Here is a 21532-nt window from a genome sequence, read left to right on the forward strand (position 1 = left end):
ACGCGTTCTCTCTGTCCGGGTGCTGCTACTCGCGGTCGTCCGCCGAGGTGCGGCGGCGCCGCGCGAGGAACAGTCCGCCGCCACCGAGGACGACGACGGCCGCGACGATACCGATGATCACGCCGGTCGAGCTGGAACTGCTTCCACTGTTCTTCGCGTCGCTCGTGCCGTCCGCCGGAACGGCCGACCACCAGCTCCAGTACCCGTCCTGGCCGTAGATGTTGCCGGCCGCGGTGGGCATGGTCCGGATCGACTTGATCTGGTCGGTGCGGTAGGCCTCGACGGCGTTCGGGTACGCGATGACGTTCATGTACCCGGAGTCGTACAGCCAGGACTCCATCTGCTTGACGATGTCCGCGCGCTTGGCCGGGTCGTACTCGGCGAGCTGCTTCTTGTACAGGTCGTCGTACGTCTTGTCGCAGATGAAGTTGTCCGTCTGGGCGCTCTCCTTGGCCTTGACGGGCAGTGCGGCGCAGGTGTGGATGCCGAGGACGAAGTCCGGGTCGGGGTTGACCGACCAGCCGTCGAACGCGAGGTCGTACTCACCTGCGTACCAGGGCACCGAGACGTCGTCGAGGCAGTCGACCTTCAGGCCGATGCCGAGCTTGCCCCACCACTCCTTGAGGTACTTGCCGATCGCCTTGTCGTTCGGATCGGTGGCGTGGCACAGGATGCGGAGGTCGAGCGGCTTGCCGTCCTTGCCGACGCGCTCGCTGCCCTTCATCTTGTAGCCGGCCTCGTCGAGCAGCTTGCCCGCCTTGTCGGGGTCGTAGCCGAGGGCCTGGCTGCCGGAGGGCTTCCAGAAGTAGTCGCCGAACCGCGGCGGGATGTAGCCCTCGCCCTCGACGGCGTGGCCCTGGAAGACCTTGTCGACGATCGTCTTGCGGTCGATCGACAGGAACAGCGCCTGGCGCACCTTCTGGTCGAGCAGGGCCTTGTTGCCGTTGCCGAACTTCTTGCGGTCCTTGGTCTGCGCGCCCGGGTTGGTGGCGAGCGCGAAGAAGCGGCGGCCGGGGCCCTCGTTGACCTTGATGTTCGGCTCGCCCTTGAGCGACGCCGCCTGAGCCGGCGTCAGAGCGGGGGAGCCGGCCACGAAGGAGACCTCGCCCTTGCGCAGGGCGGCGACCGCGGCGTCCTGGTCCTTGTACGTCTTGAAGACGACCTCGTCGAACTTGGGCGCGCCGCGCCAGAAGTCCTTGTTGGCCTTCAGCTTCACGTACTGGTCGACCTTGTAGTCGGTCAGCACGAACGGGCCGTTGCCCACGATCGGGAAGGACTTGTCGTTGTTGAACTTCGAGAAGTCCTTGACGTCCTTCCAGATGTGCTCCGGCACGATCGGGACGTCGAGCGCGGCCATCGTGGCCTGCGGCTTCTTCAGCTCGATGACCAGCTTGGTGGCGCTGGGAGCGGTGACCTTCCTGAAGTTGGAGACGAAGCTGCCGTTCGCGGTCGCGGCGCCCTCGTCCGTCATGATCTTGTTGAACGTGAAGGCGGCGTCGGCGGCGGTGGCCTGCTTGCCGTCGGACCACTTCGAATCGGACCTGATGGTGTAGGTCCAGGTGAGCTTGTCCGCGGACGGCTTCCAGTCGGTGGCGAAGCCCGGGACGGCGTGGTTGTCCTTGGGGTCGTAGTTGGTCAGGTACTCGTACATCATCCGGTGGATGCTCGTACTGACCAGTCGCTGGGCGAGGAACGGGCTCAGCGAGTCGACGCTCTGGGCGAGGGCGACGGTGAGGACCTTCTTGCCGCCGTCGGCCGCCTTGGCCTCTTGGGGTGCGGGGTTGAGCGGCGTGGCGAGGCCGGCCGTCAGGGTGAACGCCGCGGCGCCGGCGGCCAGGAGGACCCGCAGGGTCCGGCGGGGCGCGCGCCGTGGGGAACGGGAGAAGAGCGGAGCCTGTGCTCTCTTGGGCTGATCTTTTGTGTCCATGGGTCGGTGACCTCGCGTCGTTGCTCGCGCAGGAGTGGCAGGTTGATCATGGGACGCCAGCTGGTTGATGTGTGTGTCTATCAGCGGCGGTCTGCGCACGTCAACGGCACATGAACCCCATGTGGCCTGCGGAAATAACGAGTTGACCTGCATTTCACGCACATTGGTCGAGACCTCTGACGCTTTGCAGGCCAGGGCGTGATGCCCGTACCGCACAACAATATGTGCCTGGTGGATATTTGAGGGCTTTTCAGTAGACGCGGGGTAGGCGCCGGGCAGGCACGGGAAAGGCCCGCACCACGGTGTCGGTGCGGGCCTTTCTCATGCCCTGGAGGGGCGGAATATCGGCAGTTGTTACTGCTGAGGCGGCTGGGGCTGTGCGGTGTACGGGGGGAGGGGCTGGCCCGGCTGACCAGGGGCGGGCTGTCCAGGGGCGGTCTGGCCGGGTGCGGGCGGCTGGCCCGGCGCGGGCTGGCCCTGTGCCGGGGGCTGCTGCTGCCACATCTGCGGGGGGCCGGGCTGACTCGGCTGACCCGCTTGCTGGGGCGGCTGGCCGGGGGCTCCGGCCTGGGCCTGGCCGGGCTGCTGCGGATACGGCTGGCCGGGGTAGGGCTGACCCGGGAACTGCTGCCCCGGAGCGGGCTGTTGACCCGGCGCGGGCGGCTGGGGCGCGCCCGGCTGACCCGGGTACGGCTGGCCCGGGTAGGGCTGCTGCGCGGGGTACGGCTGCTGCTGGTGACCCGGCACCGGAGGAGCCATGGTGGGCGGAGGGTTGCCGTCCGACGTCCACAGGCCCTGCTGCTGCTGGGCCCGCGGGAAGTCCTCCGCGACCATCGCCGAGAGGTTGAAGTACGCCTCGCGCACCCTGGGCCGCATCATGTCGAGGTCGACCTCGGCACCGGCCGCCAGGTGCTCGTCGAACGGCACCACCACGACGCCGCGGCACCGCGTCTCGAAGTGCGACACGATGTCGTCCACCTTGATCATCTTGCCGGTCTCGCGGACCCCGGAGATGACCGTGATGGAACGCGACACCAGATCCGCGTACCCGTGCGCGGACAGCCAGTCGAGCGTCGTACTGGCACTGCTCGCACCGTCCACGGACGGCGTCGAGATGATGATCAACTGGTCGGCGAGGTCGAGGACGCCGCGCATCGCGGAGTACAGCAGGCCGGTGCCGGAGTCGGTCAGGATGATCGGGTACTGCTTGCCGAGCACGTCGATCGCGCTGCGGTAGTCCGTGTCGTTGAACGTCGTCGAGACCGCCGGGTCCACGTCGTTCGCGATGATCTCCAGGCCGGACGGCGCCTGCGAGGTGAACCGGCGGATGTCCATGTACGAGTTGAGGTGCGGGATCGCCTGCACCAGGTCGCGAATGGTCGCCCCGGTCTCACGGCGCACGCGGCGGCCGAGCGTGCCGGCGTCCGGGTTGGCGTCGATGGCGAGGATCTTGTCCTGGCGCTCCGTGGCGAGCGTCGAGCCGAGCGCCGTCGTCGTGGTCGTCTTGCCCACGCCGCCCTTGAGGCTGATGACGGCGATCCGGTAGCAGGACAGGACCGGCGTGCGGATCAGGTCCAGCTTCCGCTGCCGCTCCGCCTCCTCCTTCTTGCCGCCGAGCTTGAAGCGTGAGTTGCCGCCGCCGGGGCGGGTGCTCTTCGCCTTCTGCCTCTTGTTGTTGAGCAGCCGGTCGGCCGACAGCTCCACGGCCGCCGTGTAGCCGAGCGGCGCACCGCCGACGTTCGTGGGCGTGCGCTGGTCGTGCTGAATGGGCTGCGGCCAGGCACCACCGGCACGGGGGTCGGCGGGCTGCGCCTGCCCCGGGAACGGCTGACCGGGCTGGCCGGGCTGACCCTGGAACTGTCCGGGCTGACCCTGGGCCTGATCCTGCATGCCGGGCTGCCCGTGGGCCTGCTGGCCGGGGTGGCCTTCGGGGTGCGGGGCCTGCGGCGCGGGCGGCTGCGGGTGCGGCTGCTGTGCGACGGGAGGCTGAGGGCCGGGCTGCTGCGGGCTCTGCGGTGCCGGCGGCTGCTGGGGGTGCGCCTGCCCCGGGAGGTGCGGGGCGGGCGCGGCGGGGTGTCCCTGAGCGGGCGCGCCGGGCTGCGGCTGCGGGAACCCGTAGCCCGCGCCGGGCTGGGGCTGCTGTGGGAAGCCGTAACCACCCGGCGGGTTGGGCTGGTTGGGCGTGCCGGGCTGAGGCTGCGGCTGTTGGGGGAAGCCGTAACCGCCTTGCGGGGCGGGCTGGTTCGGTGCTGCGGGTGCGGGCGGGGTCGGCTGCGGGAAGCCGTAGCCCTGCTGCTGTGGTGCCGGGGGCGCGGGCTGCTGCGGGTCGCCGGGGGCCTGCTGCTGCGGGAAGCCGTAACTCCCTTGTGGGCCAGGCAGGTTGGGCGTGCCGGGCTGAGGCTGGGGCTGCTGCGGGAAGCCGTAACCACCCTGCGGCGTGGGCGGGGTGTTCTGCGCGGGCCAGGCCGGCGGGGCGGGCGCGCCCTGGGCCGGAACCGGCATGCCGGGCTGCGGCTGCTGCTCCGCGGGCCACTGCGGGGCCGATGTGGGAGCGGCGGGCTGGAACGCCGGGGGCAGCGGCGGGATGCCGTCCTGCGGGACCGGCGGCGGGGCCCAGGCGGCGGGGGCACCCGCGTCCGGACCGGTGGGAGCGCCGGTGGCGGTGTCCGCCGGTGTGTCCGTCGTGGCGGCCTCGGCGGTGTTGTCCGAGGCGTCCGATCCGTTCGATCCGTCCGAACCTGTCGAGCCCGCCGCTTCGGACGCGTCATCAGAAGCGGCATGGGGGCCGGTGCCGTCGGTCGAGGCGTGACCGGTACCCGTACCGGTGTCAGTGTCTGCGCCGCCTTGCTCGGGGGAGTCCGGCGTCGTGCCGTCCCCGGCAGCGCCGGCCACCTCGTCTGCCCCGGAGGACCCGGCAGCGGCGACCACAGCGAAATCACCGGAGGCGTCGGAGCCACCGGAGTCGCCCGAGCCACTGGCTCCGGCATCCGTCTGCGCGTCCGCGGACTCCGCGTCAGCGCCCTGCTCCTCCGTCGCCGGGTCGGCCTTCTGCGCGGCCAGTTCAGCGAACTCCCGCTTCAGCGCGGCAGCGGAGAACCGCATCGTCGCGCCGCTCTCCAGATCCCCGTTCCCGGAACCCGTGTCCGGCTCGGGGGCCGAAGCGGCGGGCGTGTACGGCGTGTAGGGAGCGGGCGGCGCCGGAGGCGTCACCGGTGCGGGAGCGGGCGTGGGGACGGGGGCCGGAGGCACCGGTGGCGGAGGCGTGACGGGTGCAGCCGAAGGGGTCTCGCCCGTGCCGGACGACGCGTTCTGCGTGTACCAGGCCGGTGGGGCGTAGTCGATGGTGAACTCGCCCGTCGTCTCAGTGGCGGACTCCGCGTCGGAGTGATCATCGACGGGTGTGTCCCAGCCCCCGCGGATCTCGTCCCGATCGCTGTTCACAATGCCTCCTGGTGTGGTCGAGCACCCTCGTGCCGTGGTGAGGGGCGACCGTTCCTGTCGTCCGATCCCCGCGCCCTTCCCCTGGGACGCGTACGAGCCGTTCGTGGGTTTCGCGCGCGCGTCCTTGTCCCAGCCTAATCACCAAAACCACGAGCACGGCAGGCCCGTCCGCCCCCCGGCGCCGTCCGGTAGGTCACACCCGGCCAACAAGTGATGCCCAAGCGATACGGAAGTGACGAAACACCCCTCAGTCCGCCACGTGCAAACTGTCCGAATGGGACACAAAGGGGAACGAGTTCGATCGCTGGGACGCTCCGCGGCGGGCTTCGGGCCGACCTCAGTCCATCCGGCGTGCGTTACCCAACAATCCGGTCTCGGCGTCCGTCGCCCGGGTCATCACGTACTGCCGGTCGCGGTCGGTGCACCACAGAGTGACGCCGTCCGCAAGGGTCGGCAGGGACTCCCACTCGCCGCGCGGCAGTCCGATGACGCGACCGATCTCCGCCGCCTCGTCCGGCGAAACCCGCTGGACTCCGACGAGCCGCGCCTGCCGCATCAACCGGGGCGCCACCGGGCTCAGATAGGGCAGCAGCGTCAGCACGGACTGCCACGGCGCCGACGCCACCCGCCCGCGCGGCGGCCGCATCCCGCAGTCCCGCACCACGAGCACCGGGCCACCGGCGGACGCGCCCTGCGGCGGCACCCGCCCGACGTCGTGCACCGTCATCCCGGACTGGCCGCCACCGACCGCCTGCACCAACTGGGCCCAGGCCTGCGCCCGCCCGGTCTCCACCGCGACCCGCGCGCCGGTCGCCGCAGCCCGCAGCGCGAGCACCTGGGCAGTCCACAGGCCACCGATGAGCACCATGTCGTACGGCGTCGGCCTGTTCACCCCGAGTACGGCCGGCTGGCCGTCGGCATCCACGCCGACGACGACTCCGTCGTCCCCGATGGGCAGTGCGAGGGTGTCCAACTGCTCGACGGAGAGTGTGTGGCGCTGGTGCCGCGGCCCGAAGAGCCCGAACCCGGTACGGGGGCGGTCACCGGTGGCCGGCGCGGGAGGCGCGCCTGCGTTGCCGTTGCCGTTCCCGTTCCAGGAGTTTCCGTCCCAGGATCCTGCCCCGGACGGGGGAGATGACGTCATGGCCATCAGCGCGCACCTCCGAGGGGCAACGTGGCGAGAACTCCGGGCAGTTGTTCGCGGTCGAGCCGGACGAGACCCGTCTTGGCCTGCCGGGCCGCGGTCTCCAGGGACCGCCGGGCCGTGGTCAGCTCGCTCTCGCTGCGTCCCGTGATCCGCATGTGCCCGCAGAGCTGTACGTCCCGCTGGTCACCGCGGGACAGGGTCAGGCTGAACGTCGTGGCCAGCGCGGGCACTGTGGTCAAGAGCGCCACCAACTGGTGCAGTGCGGGCCCGGATCCGCCGAGCTGGGGCCAGCGCCGCACCCAGTACGTGGTGTGCCTGCGGTTGTCGCAGCGCCAGCTGCGGCTGGACTCCTCGGTCCTGCGCTGCGGCAGCTCGCTCCGCCCGGCCTGCGCCGTCACCATCGGGTTGGCGCACGCCGACGTGGCGACGGCGGCCGTGAGCTCCTCCTCCGTCAGCACACTGGCGCGGAAGCCCGCGCCGGTCAGCCGGCTCGCCAGATGCTGGGCCGCGCGGGCCACGCACTTCTGCGCTCCCACGGTGCCGCCGCCGCGCGCGGCCACGGCCTCCGGGCACAGCTCCGGGTCGAGCTTCAGGGCGATCCACGTGATGCGGACGGCGGGGGAGCCGGTCTGGGCCTGCAGGGGCGCGTAGTTGCTCACGGCCACGGACTGCTGCGGCAGGTGCAGCGCGGGCGCGGGCTGCGTGTGCAGCACGATCTGCGCCGACTCGAGCTGGATCCCGTCGACATCCAGGGCGTCCCGCACGATCCCTATGGGCAGCGGCCGCCGGGAGCGCTCCGCGCGCAAGGCGGTGGCGTCCGACTCGACTTGGAGCACAGCGGTCAGGAAGCCGCCGTCGCCGACCATGCCGATGGGCCGCTGGTCGCGGTCGTCACCACGGACGTAGCTGTACGTCCGCAGCGCGGGGTCGCACTCGACGGCGGGCGCCAGGCCCGGCTCCGTGCCGGGCGGGACCGGGGTGCTCGCCGCACGGCGCTTGCGCCCGCGCAGGGCGAGGACGGTGCCGAGCCACTCGGGCAGCGAACGCCCCCTGCGGCGTACGAGAGCGAACAGGGCGAGGATCACGGCGACGACACCGGCGGGCACCAACGCCAGCTTGTCGACGACCGCAGCGCCGACGAGCAGCGCGGCGGCGACCTCGATCATCACCATCTGCTGGAGCCGGAACGACCCGGCCCGTCCGGAACGTGACTTCAGATGAAGCGAGACCGGACCGGCGGGCGCCGCCACAGAGCCGGCCCCACCGCCGGACCGCGCCGCCGGCGCACCGTCCCCAGGTCCCGGCCGGGCACCCGACCGCGACCGGGATTGCGACCGCGACCGGGTCCGCGTTGCGGAAGCCATCACTCCAAATCCCCCGAACTCTCCCGAAAATCCCTGACGCGCAGGGCCTTTGAAGGCCCCAGCACCCTACCCGTCCCACACGCACAACCACGCAACAGGCATAGTAGGGGCCGGGTCTGACAACGGAGGGCGGGGGACGCAGGTACCCCCGAGTGCTGCACGGGGAGAAGCGGACACAGATGGCATCACGGCGGGACGAACTCAACGCCTACACCTTCGCGAAGCGTCGTACGCTCGCGTCCTTCCTCCAGCCCTCACCCTCCGGTTCGGAGGAAGGGGCACCGAAGCCGCTGCGTGCGGTGCTGCCGGGCGTCATCGTCGGCATCGTCGTCCTGGCGGTCTTCGGGGCGTGGGGGATGTTCAAGCCGACAGCGCCGCCCAAGTGGGATGAAACGGCGAAGAACGTGATCGTCGCGGACAAGTCGACGACGCGGTACGTGGTCCTGAAGACGCACGGCAAGGTCCAGTTGCACCCCGTCCTCAACATGGCGTCGGCCAAGCTTCTCGTGGACCCGAGTGACAACCCCCCGGTGACGGTGTCCGAGGACGTGCTCGACAACGGCAAGATCCCGCACGGTGCCACGATCGGCATCCCGTACGCCCCCGACCGCCTGCCGCCGGACTCCGAGGCGGAGTCCGCCAAGCGCTGGGCCGTCTGCGAGCGCCCGACCGACGGCGGCCGCGCCATCCAGAAGGCGGCGTTCGTCCTCGCGAAGCGGGACGAGCCGAAGACCGAGGGCCGCGACTCGAAGCTGCGCGGCGGCGACCTGATGTACGTCGTCGGCCCGGACAAGGCCAAGACGGAGTACGTCGTCGACGCGAGCGGCACGGCCTACCGCATCGCCAAGCAGGCCACGAAGGAAAGGCAGCAGAATCTCCTGACCGCCCTCGACATCAAGGACGCGAACCAGGAGCCGCAGCGCGTCTCCAGGGACTGGCTCGAGACCCTCCACAAGGGCACGCCGATCACCTTCCCGACGCTGGAGGGCCACCCCGGCGACCCCGCCAACGCGAACAGCACGCTCGACGACTCCGCGAACCGGGTCGGCATGGTCCTCAAGACGCCGGAACAGTATTACGTCGTCCTGCCGGGCAAGGTCGCCCCTGTCACCGACTTCACCGCGCACCTGCTCCTGGGCAGCCCTGATCTGGTGGGCCTGGGGCAGCCTGGCGAGGCGACCAAGGTGAGCCCTGGCGCCGTGGTTGCCGGCCAGAGCTTCGAGCCGGGCAACTGGCCGACGTACACGCCGAACACGATCAACAAGGCCTCCACCGCGGCCGGCAGCCGCAACACCGTCTGCAACGTCCTGAGCAAGGTCGACCGCGACAACGGCGACACCACGCTCAGCACATGGGCGGGCACGAAGTTCCCCGCGCCTCTTCCCACCGGCTCCTCCAGTGCCTATGTCACCGCCGGATCGGGCCAGCTCTACCGCCAGTTCACGGGCACCGCGACCAAGGTGGGCCCCGTGTTCCTCGTCACCGACACGGGCCTTCGTTACGCGATGCAGTCCAACAGCGACAGCGGCGCCGACGACGCGGGCATCGGCACCACGAAGAAGCAGCGTGACCAGCTGCGCCAGGAGGCCAAGCTGGCGCAGACCAGCCTCGGCTACGACAAGGTCGACCCGGCCCCGATCCCGTACGCCTGGTCGCAGTTCCTGCCCACGGGCCCGCGCCTGTCCAGGACAGCGGCCCGCCAGCCGCAGGGCTCCTAGGACCGGGGGACACGATGACGTACGCATCCCGGGAATCCGCAGCCACGTGGACGCGCAGGGCGGCACTGCTCGCCGCGCTGACGGTGACCGTGACGACCACCACACTCCTGCCCGCCGGGCCCGCCGTCGCCGACGGTGAACAGTGCACCTTCGGCCCGAAGAACCCGAAGTTCGAGGGCCGTCCCTGGTCGCTCCAGCGCGTCATGCTCGACGATCTGTGGAGCGAGACCAAGGGCAAGGGCGTCAAGGTCGCCGTCATCGACACGGGCGTGGACGTCAAGAACCCGCAGCTCACCCATGCCGTGGACGCGTCCAAGGGCAAGAACCTCATGGACCCGAACCTCAAGGACGCCGACGGCAACAAGATCGAGCGCGGCAACGAGCACGGCACCACCGACACCGTCGGCCACGGCACGCGCGTCGCCGGCATAATCGCAGCGCGTCCGGCCAAGGACACCGGCTTCGTGGGCCTGGCCCCCGAGGCCACGATCATCCCGATCCAGCAGAACGACGCGGAGGGCCACGGCACGGCCGAGAGCCTTGCGAAGGCCATCGTGTACGCGAAGTCCGTGGGCGCCCAGGTCATCAACATCTCCCAGGACACGGCGAACGCGGTCAAGCCGGATCCGAGGCTGCAGGAAGCGGTCAACTCGGCCCTCGACGCGAAGATCGTGGTTGTCGCTTCGGCAGGCAACGACGGCCTGGACGGCAAGGTGAAGGAGACCTATCCGGCCTCGTTCCACGGCGTCCTGGCGGTGGCGGCCTCGGACCGGAACAACGAACGCGCCGCGTTCTCGCAGCAGGGCGATTTCGTGGGTGTGGCGGCGCCGGGCGTGGACATGGTCTCCACGGTTCCGGGCGGTGGCCACTGCTCGGACAACGGCACCAGCTTCTCCGCCCCGTACGTGGCCGGAGTCGCGGCCCTCGTCAAGGCGAAGCACCCCGACTGGACGGCGGCCGAGGTCGTCGCCCAGATCGAACAGACCGCGGAACGCTCGACCGTGGGCCATGACCGCCTGGTCGGTTGGGGTGTCGTCGACCCTGTCCGCGCGGTCACGGAGGACCCGGACCACCCGATCGAGTCCCCGTCCCCCGAGGAGGGGGTCACCCCGGCGGAGGCGCCCGAGGCGGCGAAAATCCACTTCGGCGAGACGGCGGAACAACGCAATACCCGCCTGGCCACCTACACCGTCGTCGGAGCCGCCGTACTCGTGGCGGGACTGGGCGGTGCGGCGGTCGCGGTACGGGACGCGCGGCGGCGGGGCCGGAAGGCGTCGAGCGGCGTCTGATCGCGATGATCGCGCTCAGCTTCGGCATCGCCGGCGGCGGCGGAACGCTGAGCGAATGCGTGTACCGCCTGACGGTGACATCGCAGAAGGGCACGTGCTGAGGCGTCAGGTCCTGCCGCAACCGCCGCCTCGGGCAACGGAGTTCACATACTTCGCGTACTCCCTGGCGAACTTCAGCGTGCCCGCGATCGGAGCGCCGAACGTCGCGTTCGTCGCGCTCCACCCGAATCCGTCGACGGCGGACTCACGGGGAACATCACCATCTCCGGCGAGATGCGCAACGATGCCACCACCATCTCGCGGATCGCCGACGAGTCGGTACCTCGGCTTGAGCAGAGCGGGCCCGTGCGCGTCCTCGAGAAGACCGAGATCGGTACGCCGGACCTTCCGGGTCTCACTGATTCCCGGGAGTCGTGCAGAACCTCGTTCTCTCGGACACTCTGCGAGGGGAGCCCATCGAGCTGCGTCAGAGCCAGGTGTACCTCGGCATGGAGGACGTGCGGAATCCGGCTCAGCGCGCATTGATCGAAATCGTTCTCACCGCGACGCAGAGCCAACTCGGTCAAGTCATCGAGGACTACAAGGAATTCCTGCGAACGGTGCGGCAGGCCGATGACTCCGCCGGCGAGGCCAACTGGCCCTCGCCGCACGCAAAGCGCGCTTTGACGCACGCAAAGCGCCCCTTGGCCCGGTGCATTCCCGATCCGGGCCAAGGGGCGCTTTGCTCTGTCTCAGGCGACCGCCCAAGCCTCAGTGGGAATTCGTTCCACAACATCGCAAAGGTAGTTCAACCGGTCCTCGATGTCCTGCGGAGTCATGGTGCCGGTGTACCACGTGAACAGTTCGTCGTCGCGCACGCGAAGCGGGTTCTTCTCAGCACGCTGATCCGAGAGGAAGAAGGCCCTCACGTCTTCAGTCAGGATGCTCCGGACGAAAGCTTCGTCATGCCGGTCAACTCGGAACTTCTCGTCGAATTCCGGAACATCGAGCAGCTTCCTGGGCCCTCGCCCCAGCACCCTGTCCAGCTTGCTCGGCGGCTCCATGTGCATGTATGCCCCCTGGCCGGGCGCCGAGACGAGGAACACCGACTCGTACGTGAGCTTCCTGCTCCCGGACTGAGTGGTGGGCGACATCGGATCCGTGTAGCGGTACTCGAAGCATTTGAAGGAGCGGCCGCGGAACTCCCCTGTGATGTAGTGCCAAGCGGTGAGGTTCGAGCCTTTGCCCGGCATCGGGCCCACGCCGCAATACTCGGTGGCCCGTCCGGGCGAGCGCCGCTCATAGGTCCAGCCACGTGTGGCGGCGACTCCATCGAGGTCCGCCCAACCTTTATTGATCCGGTCGACCTCTCGGCTGTTGCGTATGAACGCCCTGATGACGAGCGTGAACATTCCCGCAACGAACGCGAACAAGAGGACCTTCACCAGGATCCCAACCAGCTGTTCCATGGCTCGAGATTATCGCGGACGAAGTGTGCTCCTGTGAACCGAGGCCGGGCTCGTGGTCGGAACCCGTACACCCGGAAACCCGTAAACCCGCAATCTGTGATCGCGGGGGTGGAGATTGTTTGCTGGCGAGGTGAAGACTCTGCAGAGTGTTCCGATGTGCCCGAATTCCGAAGAAGTGCACCAAGTAGACGTCTCCTGTGCGCCATATGCTGGGGCGCGCTGAAGGCGCGGTCTGTCCTTCCGGCCCTCTGCCACCTGCTTCACCGACCACCGAAACGGATCTCCCCATGATTAAGTCCCGTCTCCCCGCCGCAACGTGGGCCCTGTCGGCTGTGGCTGCCGGTGCGCTGCTCGTGGGCTGCTCGGGGTCGGTGAGTGTGGGGAAGTCCGATCCGAAGGTGTCCAAGAGCAAGTTGGCCGATACGGTCGCCGAAAAGCTCGCCGCCACCACGGGCCAGCCGAAGCCGGACGTCACGTGCCCAGAGGACCTCGTCGGGAAGGTCGGCAACACCGGCCGCTGCACCCTGACGGCGAGCGACGGCAGCACGCTGGGCGTGACGGTCAAGGTTTCCTCGGTCGAGGGAAGCAACGTCAACTTCGACATCAAGGCCGACGAGACGCCTACCCCGGCTGCGAGCTGACGCCGACCCTTTCGCTCCAACGCGCCTCTCGCGAGGCAAAATTGGACCGCTTGCTCGGCCGGTCGGCAGCATCGGGATGCGGCGACTCGGCCGAGCGCGAGTACGCCGTGCCGTCGTCGCTGTGCGGCATTCACATCAAGGTGGCAACCCTGACGCCGTTGCTGCCGCCCGGTAAGCGGGTGTCGGTCAAGCCGGCCACCCCAGTCCCGGACGCCATCACGGCCTGCGAGTTCGCAGTGGACCAACTCTCCACGGTGACCAGGGCCTTCGAGCCGGGACGCGAGGATGCATCGGCGCTGAAGGACTGGATCACGGAAATGCACGGAGGCGGTGAAGACGTCTTCGCCTTGCGATACGAGATCGGGCTGAATTGTTGAACAGCGCTTCCTTTGTCTCCCCTGTCGCGATCCCGTAACCACGATGGTGAAGATTTCATGGAGGAAGGTTCTCCTGCTGGAGAGCGCGCCGGGCCTCCCCGGGCAGGCAGTGCCTGCGCGCGAGCGTCACGACCTTCGACCGGGCATCGAGCGCGCATCGGCGAGATGAGAAGATTGCACCGAAAGCGCGATACGGGAAGAGCGTTTCGTAACTGACTTAACACATAGGTCAGTTGGTTCGGTTGTACAGGGTGACTACAGTGGTAAAGGCGCGATGAGGACCCTCGCGCCACCGCGCTCCGGGCGCGGGCTGAAGGACCGACGGGGAACGGGGAAGGGGACACGTCATGCTGCCTGCGGACATGGCGATGGGTGGGGTCTCGGCTGCGGCCGCTGCGGACCTGAAGGTCAGCGCAGGCGTCCTCAAGTCGTTCAAGCAGCGCGTGGACAAGCTCCTGGCGGAGTTCGAGGGGTCCGCCGGCAGCGCGGCCAAGGTGGGCGGGCACCAGATCCCCCGGACCGCCCTGAGCGGCGTGGGCGAGTTCCATGAGGCCGACGGCCTGCACGCCCAGTACGACCACGTGCATCAGCAGATCACCCACCTCTCCAAGATGCTGAGTCTGCAGATCGAAGCCATCGGGATCGCCGCGCACGGCGCAGAGATCGGCTACGACAACCTCGAAGAGGATCAGCGGCGCCGTTACTGGGCGATCCAGGTCAGGATCGACCGCGAGCACGACGCGGCGGAGCAGAAGAAGTCCGGCCGGCCCGTGCAGGAGCACAGCGACGCGAAGAAGTCCACGAAGGGGTTCAAGTAATGGCTGGGGATGAGAAGAAGCCGCCACCCCTGACCGACCAGCAGAAGGTGGACGCTCAGGTCGGAGCCACCGACGTGACGTCGCAGATGTCGGAACTGATGCACGACGCCTTCGGGTTCAGCCGTGTGCGTTTCTTCCAGTTCGGTAAGGCCACGAACTTCGAAGGTCACAAGCTCAACGACATGATCGACCTCATCGCGGACGCGAAGCCGGCCGACCTCGAGAACGCCGGTGAAGCGCTGTGGAAGGCCAGTGACGCCATCAACGCGGCCGCGGCTGAGCTCAGGGGGCACCTGAAGCCGGCCGAGGACGACTGGCAGGGTGAGGCCGGCAGGGCCTTTCAGACGTGGGGTCTGAAGCTCGTCACGCACACCGAGGCGCTTGCCACTTACGCGGACCAGGCAGGAGTCCAGATCACCGCGGCAGCAACCGGCCTCGCGTCCGTGCGCAGCGCGATGCCGCCCCGGGACACCCGGCTGGACCCGAAGACGGTCGACGACATTCCCGTTGTCGCGCGGGTCGACGGCAACAAGGACTACGCCGCAGCCGTCAAGACCGAGGGCCACCGTCAAGAGGCGATCAACCAGATGAACCGGTTGGCGTCGTTCTACTCGGTGTCCGGACAGCAACTGCACGGGCTGACGCCGCCGACGTTCGAGGCCATGCCCAACGTGGGCATGCCGAATCCCAGGTACGAAATTGGTTCCCCGCCCCAGGGCCGCAGCGTCACCGAACCGACCGCTGCCCTGCACAGGTCGGAAGTGGAGACCGCGGGGCGTGAGCACCCGGTCGTAGACCACGTTCGCCCCGACGTCGGCAATCTGCCTCCGAAGACGGACGATCCCGTGATCGCCATAGACCGGCCGGTCGTCCCTGTCGGCACGCAGATCGACAGCGTCGACACGCTTCCTCAGCACACGGCGACGCCCCCGGTGACTAGCACCGCCAACCCGACCGTGACGCCGACAGTCGGTCCGCAAGGACTCCCGCTCCCTTCTTATGCCCAGGGTGTTCCGAATCCCCTGGGCAAGGGTCCTGTGGGACGGGCGCTCGGGACGACAGGCGCGCCCAGGAATCCGACGACCGCACAGGGACGACCCGGAACCACAGGACCGGCGACGGCTCGGGGGCTGGGGCAGGGCGGCACGAACCCGATGGGGCGCCCGAACGCGACCGGCCAGCCAGGGGTCAAGGGCGGCATGCCGGGTGGTCGTCCGACTTCCGGAGTCACCGGAGGCACGCCCAAGCCGGGCGGCACGTCGGCCGGCCGCCAAGGCCTGGGGCCTAGGGGCGCGGGCCGTAGCAACGGCGGCGTCATAGGGGGAAGGCCCACCTCGACCGGCGCGTCCGCGAAGTCGGGTCCCAAGGTGCCGCGAGGCACGGTCATCGGCGGTGAGGGAGCGGGCGGTTCGCGGACCTCGAGCAGCGGGATCAGTCAGCGGGGAGTCATGGGGGCGCCGAGTGCGACGAACAGCGCCGCCAGGAACCAGAGGCCCGCGCGCGGATCCCTCGGTAACTCCGACGGCGTGACCGGTGCTCCCGCAGGACGCAACTCCGCTTCCCGCGCGGGCAGGAACGGCTTCACCGCCGGCGGGTCCGGCCTCGTACGAGGTCCCCAGGGCCCCGGGAGTTCCGACCAGGAAGAGGGCGAAGGCGCACAGCGGCTTGGCTATCTGGGCGAGGACGAGCAGACGCACTTGCCCGACAAGCCGCGGCGTGACGTGCCCCCGGTGAATGACCAAGCATGAGCGAGGACGTACGAAGTATGAAGTCTGGGACTAGCCGACGCGGCGGAAGCACCGCGCGGATCGCGGGGCGTGCCGGGAGACGGGTCGCCACCGTAGCCGCGGCGCTCGGTGCTCTCGCCGCCGTTTCTGCCGGACTGGCCCCGAGCGCGGTTGCCGATGACGTGCAGTCGAAGCAGTGGTACTTGGACGCGATGGGGGCCAAGGACCTGTGGAAGGTCAGCACGGGGAAGGGCATCACAGTCGCGGTCATCGACTCAGGGGTCAGCTCCGCGTCGAAGTCTCTGAGCGGCAATGTACTCCAGGGAGTCGACGTCACCGGTAGCGCAGGCGGCGCGACGGACGACTTCGACGGTCACGGCACGACGATCGCCGAACTCATCGCCGGTACTGGGGCGGGAGGCGGGATCAAGGGCGTCGCCCCCGACGCCAAGATCATCCCGATTCGCACCCGGCTGTCGACGATGAAGGACGAGTCGGCGAAGGAAAAGGGTGACACCACGGCCAAGGCCATTCGGGCTGCCGCCGACAGTGATGCTCAGATCATCAACATGTCGTTCGGATCAGACTTCCCGAGTGACGGAGGACTCGAAGCCGTCAAGTACGCCGAGAGCAAGGGCAAGCTCCTTTTCGCTGCGGTCGGCAATGAGGCCGAGAAAGAGAACTACATCGGCTATCCCGCGAAGTACCCAGGAGTGGTCGGCGTATCGGCTGTGGACAAGACCGGCCAGGTCGGCAAGTTCTCGGAGAGCGGCAACTACGTGCAGCTGGCCGCTCCCGGCCTGGACATCCCAGTCTGGTGCAACAACGACTTCCAGTCGCATTGCATGGGGACGGGCACCAGTGTGGCGTCCGCCATCACTTCCGGCGCGGCCGCGCTCATCTGGTCCAAGCACCCAACCTGGACGGCGAACCAGGTCATGCGGGTCCTGATCGACACTGCAGGGCGTGACTGGCCGAAGAGCAAGCCCAGCAAGTACCTCGGTTACGGGCTGATCCGTCCGGCGCGCAACCTGCTCCATGGCGAGGGCAGCCCGGGTGCGGGCGACATCAACCCCCTCACCAACGAGAAGACCACCGCCGGTTCCACCTCCGGCCACACCCCCTCCGCTTCCGTACCAGCCTCGTCACAGCCCCCGAAATCCACTTCAGGTGGCGAGACCTCGGCGGCAGGATCTAGTGCGAAGTCCTCGGACGACAATGACCAGTTGTGGATTGTCCTCGGAGCTGTTGCTGCGGTAGTAGTGCTCGGGGGCGGAGTGTTCGCGGTGGTGCGAGCTCGGCGCTCCGGCTGAGCGCGGTTTGACGATATTTGTCGAGCGGGGCTGATCCATTCCCTGCGAGGCAACATCCGGAAAGTTCCAGCAGTAATCAGGAGAGGAAAGCCGAACATGGCAGACGGACAGCGGCTCTCAGACGAAAAGATGATTGCGCTCGAGCGCACGATCGCCGAGAAGTTCGACAACATCAAGTCCACGGTGCACCGCCTTCAGGGGACGATCGACAGCCTGGAAGGTAACTGGAAGGGCATCGGCGCCAACGCCTTCAACACGAAGCAGCACGAGATCAACACGTCGATGGTAGAAATCGGCAAAATCCTCGTGAAGTTCCTCGACGCGATGACCGGTACTCGGAAGATCAAGGATGACTCCGAGGACCACGTGCGCCAGCAGGTCAACAAGATCAACGTGTACGACGGCGCTCCGAAGTCCACGCTCAGCGGCTACTAAACGCCTGGGTTGTCGCGCGTCAGTAGTTAACGAAACCACGGGAGATGGAGAAGTAGATCATGGGTCTGAACCATGACGAGATGGTCGTCAAGTACGGCGCTCTCGACACCGCGGCCACCGAAATCGGAAACATGGCCAAGCAGCTCGAGGCCGACCTGCAGGAGATCAAGTCCCTGGTAGCCGGCACGGTCGCCTACTGGGAGGGCGAAGCCCAGAGCAAGTACGGCGAAGAGCAGACGAAGTGGGACAAGGAAGCCCACGACATCCACCAGGCTCTCCAGGGCATCGGTCACGTGGTGCACCTGGCCGGCGGTGACTACATGGGTGGCGACAAGAAGGCTGCCAGCTTCTTCCTGTAGAGCGAAAAGTACGGATGCGGGGTGGGCGCGCGCGGGAGGCGCCCACCCCGTCATCGTGGTCCGACGGGTGGAACAGGGTGCGTGGGTCCACGGCTACATAAGGCATCGGGTTCGGGCTCGTCGTTGAAGGGAAAGTAGTTCATGTCATTCGGGCCGGCGCCCTCCCCGTTCACGCAGTCTCTGCGTGCGGCAAAGGACCGCAAAAAGCAGCGCGTGAAGCGTTGGCTGTCCATCTGTGGCGTTCTCATTGTCGTGACCAGCGTTGGCTCATGGTTCATGTGGGGTGGGAGCCCGGCGGCGAATGACGCCAAATCGAGCAACGTACCCAGTTCTGCTCGGCAAGCCCCGGATGAGGTGATCAAGGCTGATGGAAAGATTCCGGTCAACCCTGAAGCCCGCATGGCAGTCGAGTACGACGACAAGAAGCTGAAGTCGAGCGAAAGCTCCTACCTGCCGGGCAGTTGGGCTACCGCCAAGACCTTCGCCATGGCACAGGGAAGTACACTCACGGGATACCGATTCGGGCAATGGGACCCTTTCTGGAGCACCAGGTTGAGCGGTGCCATCTGTTCGACGACGCGGCATGTGACAGTCGATGGCCGAACTGCCGTCGTTGCTCAGTCTGGTCGTGGGGGCAAGGTAAACGCCAAGTCCGCATGTAACTCGCTCGTGGTATTCAACGTGAACACCGGCAAGAAGATGTGGGAAGTGACGCTGCCCCACTCCGACGATGCGTACGCAAACAATATGAATGTGACGCTGACCCGAGGCGTCGCGGTGACGGCATGGGGATCGGGTTCGGCCGCGTACGATCTGCGTCAGGGCAAGAAGCTCTGGGAGACTCCAGGCAGGGAAACCTGCAACGACAGCGGTTTCGCGGGCGGGCATGATTTGCTGGCGCTACAGACCTGTGGGAGCCCTGGCGACGACACCTCATATCGAGTCCAGAAGATTGATCGACGTACAGGAAAGCCCGAGTGGACGTACCAGGTGGCCCGGGGTGTCGGGGCAACCTACTTGGTGTCGTCGAATCCACCGGTAATCGCTGTCGCTGCAGGCGCGGACTCAGTGACGGACCTCATCGTTCTTGACGCGCACGGCAAGCACAGATCGACGATGGCGCTGGGCGTTGACCGCTATGTCACTGACTGTGGCGGTTTGCTTTTCGGGACTGTGGAGTCCTGTCACTCGGTGATTGTGGGGAGTCGTCAGGTATTCGTGGGCGGAAAGGGGGACGTCGAGGACCTCTTCACCGACCGTCCCGCCAACTCGATTACTGCTTTTGACCTGGATTCGGGGAAGCCTGTGCGTAAGTTCAAGTCCAAGGCCCGCCGTCCTATGTATCCCATCCAGACGAGCGGTGACCAACTCCTGGCATTCAGGGCAAGTAACGACGGGCGAGCGCCGGCGGCGGTCGTGCGTATCGACCCGAAGACGGGCACTGCGCGTCCCTTTCTCCTGTTCGAGATGCCTTCCCAGCCAGCGCTCGGAGAGCCAGAGTCGGTAGACGTGACCGTCAGCCACGGACGAGTTTTCTTCCGGCTCAAGGAGATTCAGGGTTCGAGTAAGGACAACGATACGGGTCTCATTCCAGGCGCTGTCGGTTACGAAAGTGCTGGCTAAAAGTTGTCCTGTAAATGATCTTTAGTGTGCGCGGGGTGCGGTTCGCCATCGGGGGCTCGCCTCCGGCGAAGTTGAGCTTGTGCAGGTGGGCGATGCCTAGCATCGCGTGGTGGACACCTTCGCCCTTGAGGCGGCAGTCGCGGAGGATCTTCCAGGTCTTCATACGGGCGAAGACGTGCTCGACGCGGGCGCGGACCTGCTTGTGTGAGCGGTTGTGCTCCCGCTTCCACTGGGGCAATTCCTCGCCCGGAATGCGGCGGTGGGGCATCAGGAGTCCGGTGCCCGGATCCCCCGCGTCGGCCATCGTCAAGGTCTGCCGACGGCCGACTTCGCACCGGATTCTTCCCACGCCTTGCAGTCGTTGCGGTTACCCGGAAGGGGCTGGCCGACCACGACGACCAGGCGGGTATCAGCGTCGATGACGACTTGGTGGTTGGCGGAGTACCGATAGTTCTTGGACTCTTCGGCGATGCTGTGATCACGGGTGGGTACCAAGGTGCCGTCCACGATCAGCACAGTGTCCTTCGCGAACCGGCTCCGGCTCTGGAGCGCAAGGAGTGGGCCGACCTTGTCGATGATTCGGTCTGCAGCCGACTTCGAGATGCCGAACAGCGGGGCGAGCTGGCGCATGGTCAGGTTTGTGCGCCAATACGCGGTCACCAGCAAGATCCGATCCTCCAGCGGCAAGCCCCACGGCCGACCCTTGCGCACAGGGGTCCGCACCTTCGCGGCGAAGCGCGGTCACCAACTTCGCGAAACTGCGCGGGCTCAGCCCGGTGAACGGCGGTATCCAGGACGGCTCAGACGCCGTGATCACTCCAGCCACGGAAGGATCATCCCCCAGCAAGATCGCCGAGGGCCGAGGCATCAGTCGACCAGTAGCTCGTCAAGGCGCTGAACGGACCTCGGAGTTCCTACCTCGTCCGCCATCGCCGGCAATCGGGCGTGGTATTGGCGAGTGATAGGCAGGGTGTCCTCATAGATCCACGAGCACATGGTGTAGAAGGCCAGAGCCTCCTCGCCGTGCGAGAGCAGGTGGTGGACGTCCATGATGACGGCTTCCGACGTGAGGGGCGAGTCCTCAAGAAGCGCCACCACCCGGGCGCGATACGACAGATGCACGAGCTGCCCCCAGACCAGTCCTGAACGGATCAACGACGCACACACCCTCGCTACCTGAACGAGGGTTGTCGACCCACATGATCGTTTACGGGACAAGCCTTAGGAGCGGGGTACTTAACTGTCCTCTCCCTACTCTCGGGTGTAGGGAGAGGCGGGGAGATCAAGCGCGCAGGGCGAGCAGGGGACCCAGTAAAGCGGACCCGGTAGCCCGGAGTCCTCGGCCCCGCCTTAGTCGTAGGCCTCTTCTACCCCGCGTCCGACCTCGGCGCGTCCTCCAGATCGAACTCCCCGTCCCGAGCCCCCAGCACGAATGCCGTCCACTCCGCCTCCGTGTACCGCAGCACCGTCTCCGGGTCCACCGAAGACCGCATCGCCACCGCGCCGTCCGGCAGGTACGCGATCTCGACGCGCTCCTCGTGGTCCTCGGTGCCGGGGGCGCTGTGCCATTCGGCGTCGGAGATGTCGAGCGCGTAGAGCTCGTTCTTCTCTCGCTCCTTGCGCGCCTTGACGTCCTCGTCCTGTTCCAGGGAGACCTGCGCGTCCTGTGCCTCGGCCATGTGGGGCGGCCCCTTCTCGACGTACGAACAAGCTGTCCACTCAGCGTACTTGGAAGTCCGCCGCGGCATGCGGGCGTCAGAAGACCGGCATGCCGCGGCGTCCCCCGCATTCAGCAGGAAGCCCCGATCCCGGTGGCCGTCATGCGCCAAGTGCCGCCGCGGGTAGGGGATCCGCGGCGAGCACCGAAGCCGACTGGCGGGTCAGCGCGGCGATGGGGGCGATGAC

17 protein-coding genes and 1 pseudogene are annotated in these 21532 nt (G+C 67.7%); 10 read left to right on the forward strand and 8 right to left on the reverse strand.

Annotated elements, in window-relative coordinates:
* Window positions 1–25: 25 nt before the first annotated feature.
* From ACIPWY_RS24350 to eccE, 4 genes are all read right to left on the reverse strand, one after another.
* Window positions 26–1927 (reverse strand): ABC transporter substrate-binding protein, encoded by a 1902-nt coding sequence (locus ACIPWY_RS24350; RefSeq protein ID WP_401534928.1) that lies wholly within the window; start codon window positions 1925–1927, stop codon window positions 26–28.
* Between the two features lie 354 nt (window positions 1928–2281).
* Complete coding sequence (locus tag ACIPWY_RS24355) at window positions 2282–5368, reverse strand: SCO5717 family growth-regulating ATPase (protein ID WP_393705084.1); 3087 nt, start codon at window positions 5366–5368, stop codon at window positions 2282–2284.
* A 337-nt stretch (window positions 5369–5705) separates the two neighbouring features.
* A complete protein-coding gene (locus ACIPWY_RS24360; protein WP_393705086.1) occupies window positions 5706–6518 on the reverse strand; it encodes a hypothetical protein in 813 nt (270 codons plus the stop codon).
* On the reverse strand, window positions 6518–7879 hold the full coding sequence (eccE, locus tag ACIPWY_RS24365) for a type VII secretion protein EccE (RefSeq protein WP_393705088.1): 1362 nt from the start codon (window positions 7877–7879) through the stop codon (window positions 6518–6520). The genes ACIPWY_RS24360 and eccE overlap by 1 nt, the downstream gene beginning before the upstream one ends.
* Window positions 7880–8058: 179 nt before the next feature.
* Between eccE and eccB the strand changes: the two genes are divergently transcribed.
* Together eccB and mycP are read left to right on the forward strand one after the other, a co-directional pair.
* Window positions 8059–9597 (forward strand): type VII secretion protein EccB, encoded by a 1539-nt coding sequence (eccB, locus tag ACIPWY_RS24370; RefSeq protein ID WP_393705090.1) that lies wholly within the window; start codon window positions 8059–8061, stop codon window positions 9595–9597.
* A gap of 14 nt (window positions 9598–9611) precedes the next feature.
* A complete protein-coding gene (gene mycP / locus ACIPWY_RS24375) occupies window positions 9612–10886 on the forward strand; it encodes a type VII secretion-associated serine protease mycosin (protein WP_393705092.1) in 1275 nt (424 codons plus the stop codon).
* Between the two features lie 731 nt (window positions 10887–11617).
* Here mycP and ACIPWY_RS24380 read toward each other — a convergent pair.
* Window positions 11618–12334, reverse strand: coding sequence for a hypothetical protein (locus ACIPWY_RS24380; protein ID WP_401534934.1), 717 nt, complete (start codon window positions 12332–12334; stop codon window positions 11618–11620).
* A gap of 287 nt (window positions 12335–12621) precedes the next feature.
* On the opposite strand from ACIPWY_RS24380, the gene ACIPWY_RS24385 reads away from it, so the two are divergent.
* The 8 genes from ACIPWY_RS24385 to ACIPWY_RS24420 all read left to right on the forward strand — a co-directional run bounded on the left by ACIPWY_RS24385 (window position 12622) and on the right by ACIPWY_RS24420 (window position 19627).
* Window positions 12622–12975, forward strand: coding sequence for a DUF4333 domain-containing protein (locus ACIPWY_RS24385; protein ID WP_362908644.1), 354 nt, complete (start codon window positions 12622–12624; stop codon window positions 12973–12975).
* A 41-nt stretch (window positions 12976–13016) separates the two neighbouring features.
* Window positions 13017–13352, forward strand: a complete 336-nt coding sequence (locus ACIPWY_RS24390) for a hypothetical protein (protein WP_401534937.1) — start codon at window positions 13017–13019, stop codon at window positions 13350–13352.
* Window positions 13353–13699: 347 nt separating this feature from the next.
* The gene (locus tag ACIPWY_RS24395; protein WP_362908642.1) at window positions 13700–14170 is read left to right on the forward strand and encodes a hypothetical protein; all 471 of its coding nucleotides are present in this window, start codon (window positions 13700–13702) and stop codon (window positions 14168–14170) included.
* Window positions 14170–15918 carry a hypothetical protein gene (locus tag ACIPWY_RS24400; RefSeq protein WP_401534940.1) on the forward strand — a complete coding sequence of 583 codons (1749 nt, stop codon included), beginning with the start codon at window positions 14170–14172 and terminating at the stop codon, window positions 15916–15918. The genes ACIPWY_RS24395 and ACIPWY_RS24400 overlap by 1 nt, the downstream gene beginning before the upstream one ends.
* On the forward strand, window positions 15915–17210 hold the full coding sequence (locus ACIPWY_RS24405) for a S8 family serine peptidase (RefSeq protein ID WP_401534943.1): 1296 nt from the start codon (window positions 15915–15917) through the stop codon (window positions 17208–17210). The genes ACIPWY_RS24400 and ACIPWY_RS24405 overlap by 4 nt, the downstream gene beginning before the upstream one ends.
* 96 nt (window positions 17211–17306) lie before the next feature.
* On the forward strand, window positions 17307–17645 hold the full coding sequence (locus ACIPWY_RS24410; RefSeq protein WP_362908639.1) for a WXG100 family type VII secretion target: 339 nt from the start codon (window positions 17307–17309) through the stop codon (window positions 17643–17645).
* Window positions 17646–17704: 59 nt separating this feature from the next.
* Complete coding sequence (locus ACIPWY_RS24415; RefSeq protein WP_362908638.1) at window positions 17705–18004, forward strand: WXG100 family type VII secretion target; 300 nt, start codon at window positions 17705–17707, stop codon at window positions 18002–18004.
* Window positions 18005–18145: 141 nt separating this feature from the next.
* The gene (locus tag ACIPWY_RS24420) at window positions 18146–19627 is read left to right on the forward strand and encodes a PQQ-binding-like beta-propeller repeat protein (protein ID WP_393705103.1); all 1482 of its coding nucleotides are present in this window, start codon (window positions 18146–18148) and stop codon (window positions 19625–19627) included.
* A gap of 61 nt (window positions 19628–19688) precedes the next feature.
* Here ACIPWY_RS24420 and ACIPWY_RS24425 read toward each other — a convergent pair.
* The 3 genes and pseudogenes from ACIPWY_RS24425 to ACIPWY_RS24435 form a co-directional block, all read right to left on the reverse strand.
* Window positions 19689–20453: pseudogene (locus tag ACIPWY_RS24425) on the reverse strand (transposase); the annotation flags it as partial.
* 41 nt (window positions 20454–20494) lie between these two features.
* Window positions 20495–20782: a MafI family immunity protein gene (locus ACIPWY_RS24430; RefSeq protein WP_393705105.1), complete on the reverse strand. Its 288-nt coding sequence runs from the start codon at window positions 20780–20782 to the stop codon at window positions 20495–20497.
* Window positions 20783–20994: 212 nt separating this feature from the next.
* A complete protein-coding gene (locus ACIPWY_RS24435; RefSeq protein ID WP_362908635.1) occupies window positions 20995–21306 on the reverse strand; it encodes a DUF397 domain-containing protein in 312 nt (103 codons plus the stop codon).
* Between the last annotated feature and the right edge of the window lie 226 nt (window positions 21307–21532).

The organism is Streptomyces sp. NPDC090032, from assembly GCF_044748025.1.
In the GTDB taxonomy this organism is placed as follows: domain Bacteria; phylum Actinomycetota; class Actinomycetes; order Streptomycetales; family Streptomycetaceae; genus Streptomyces.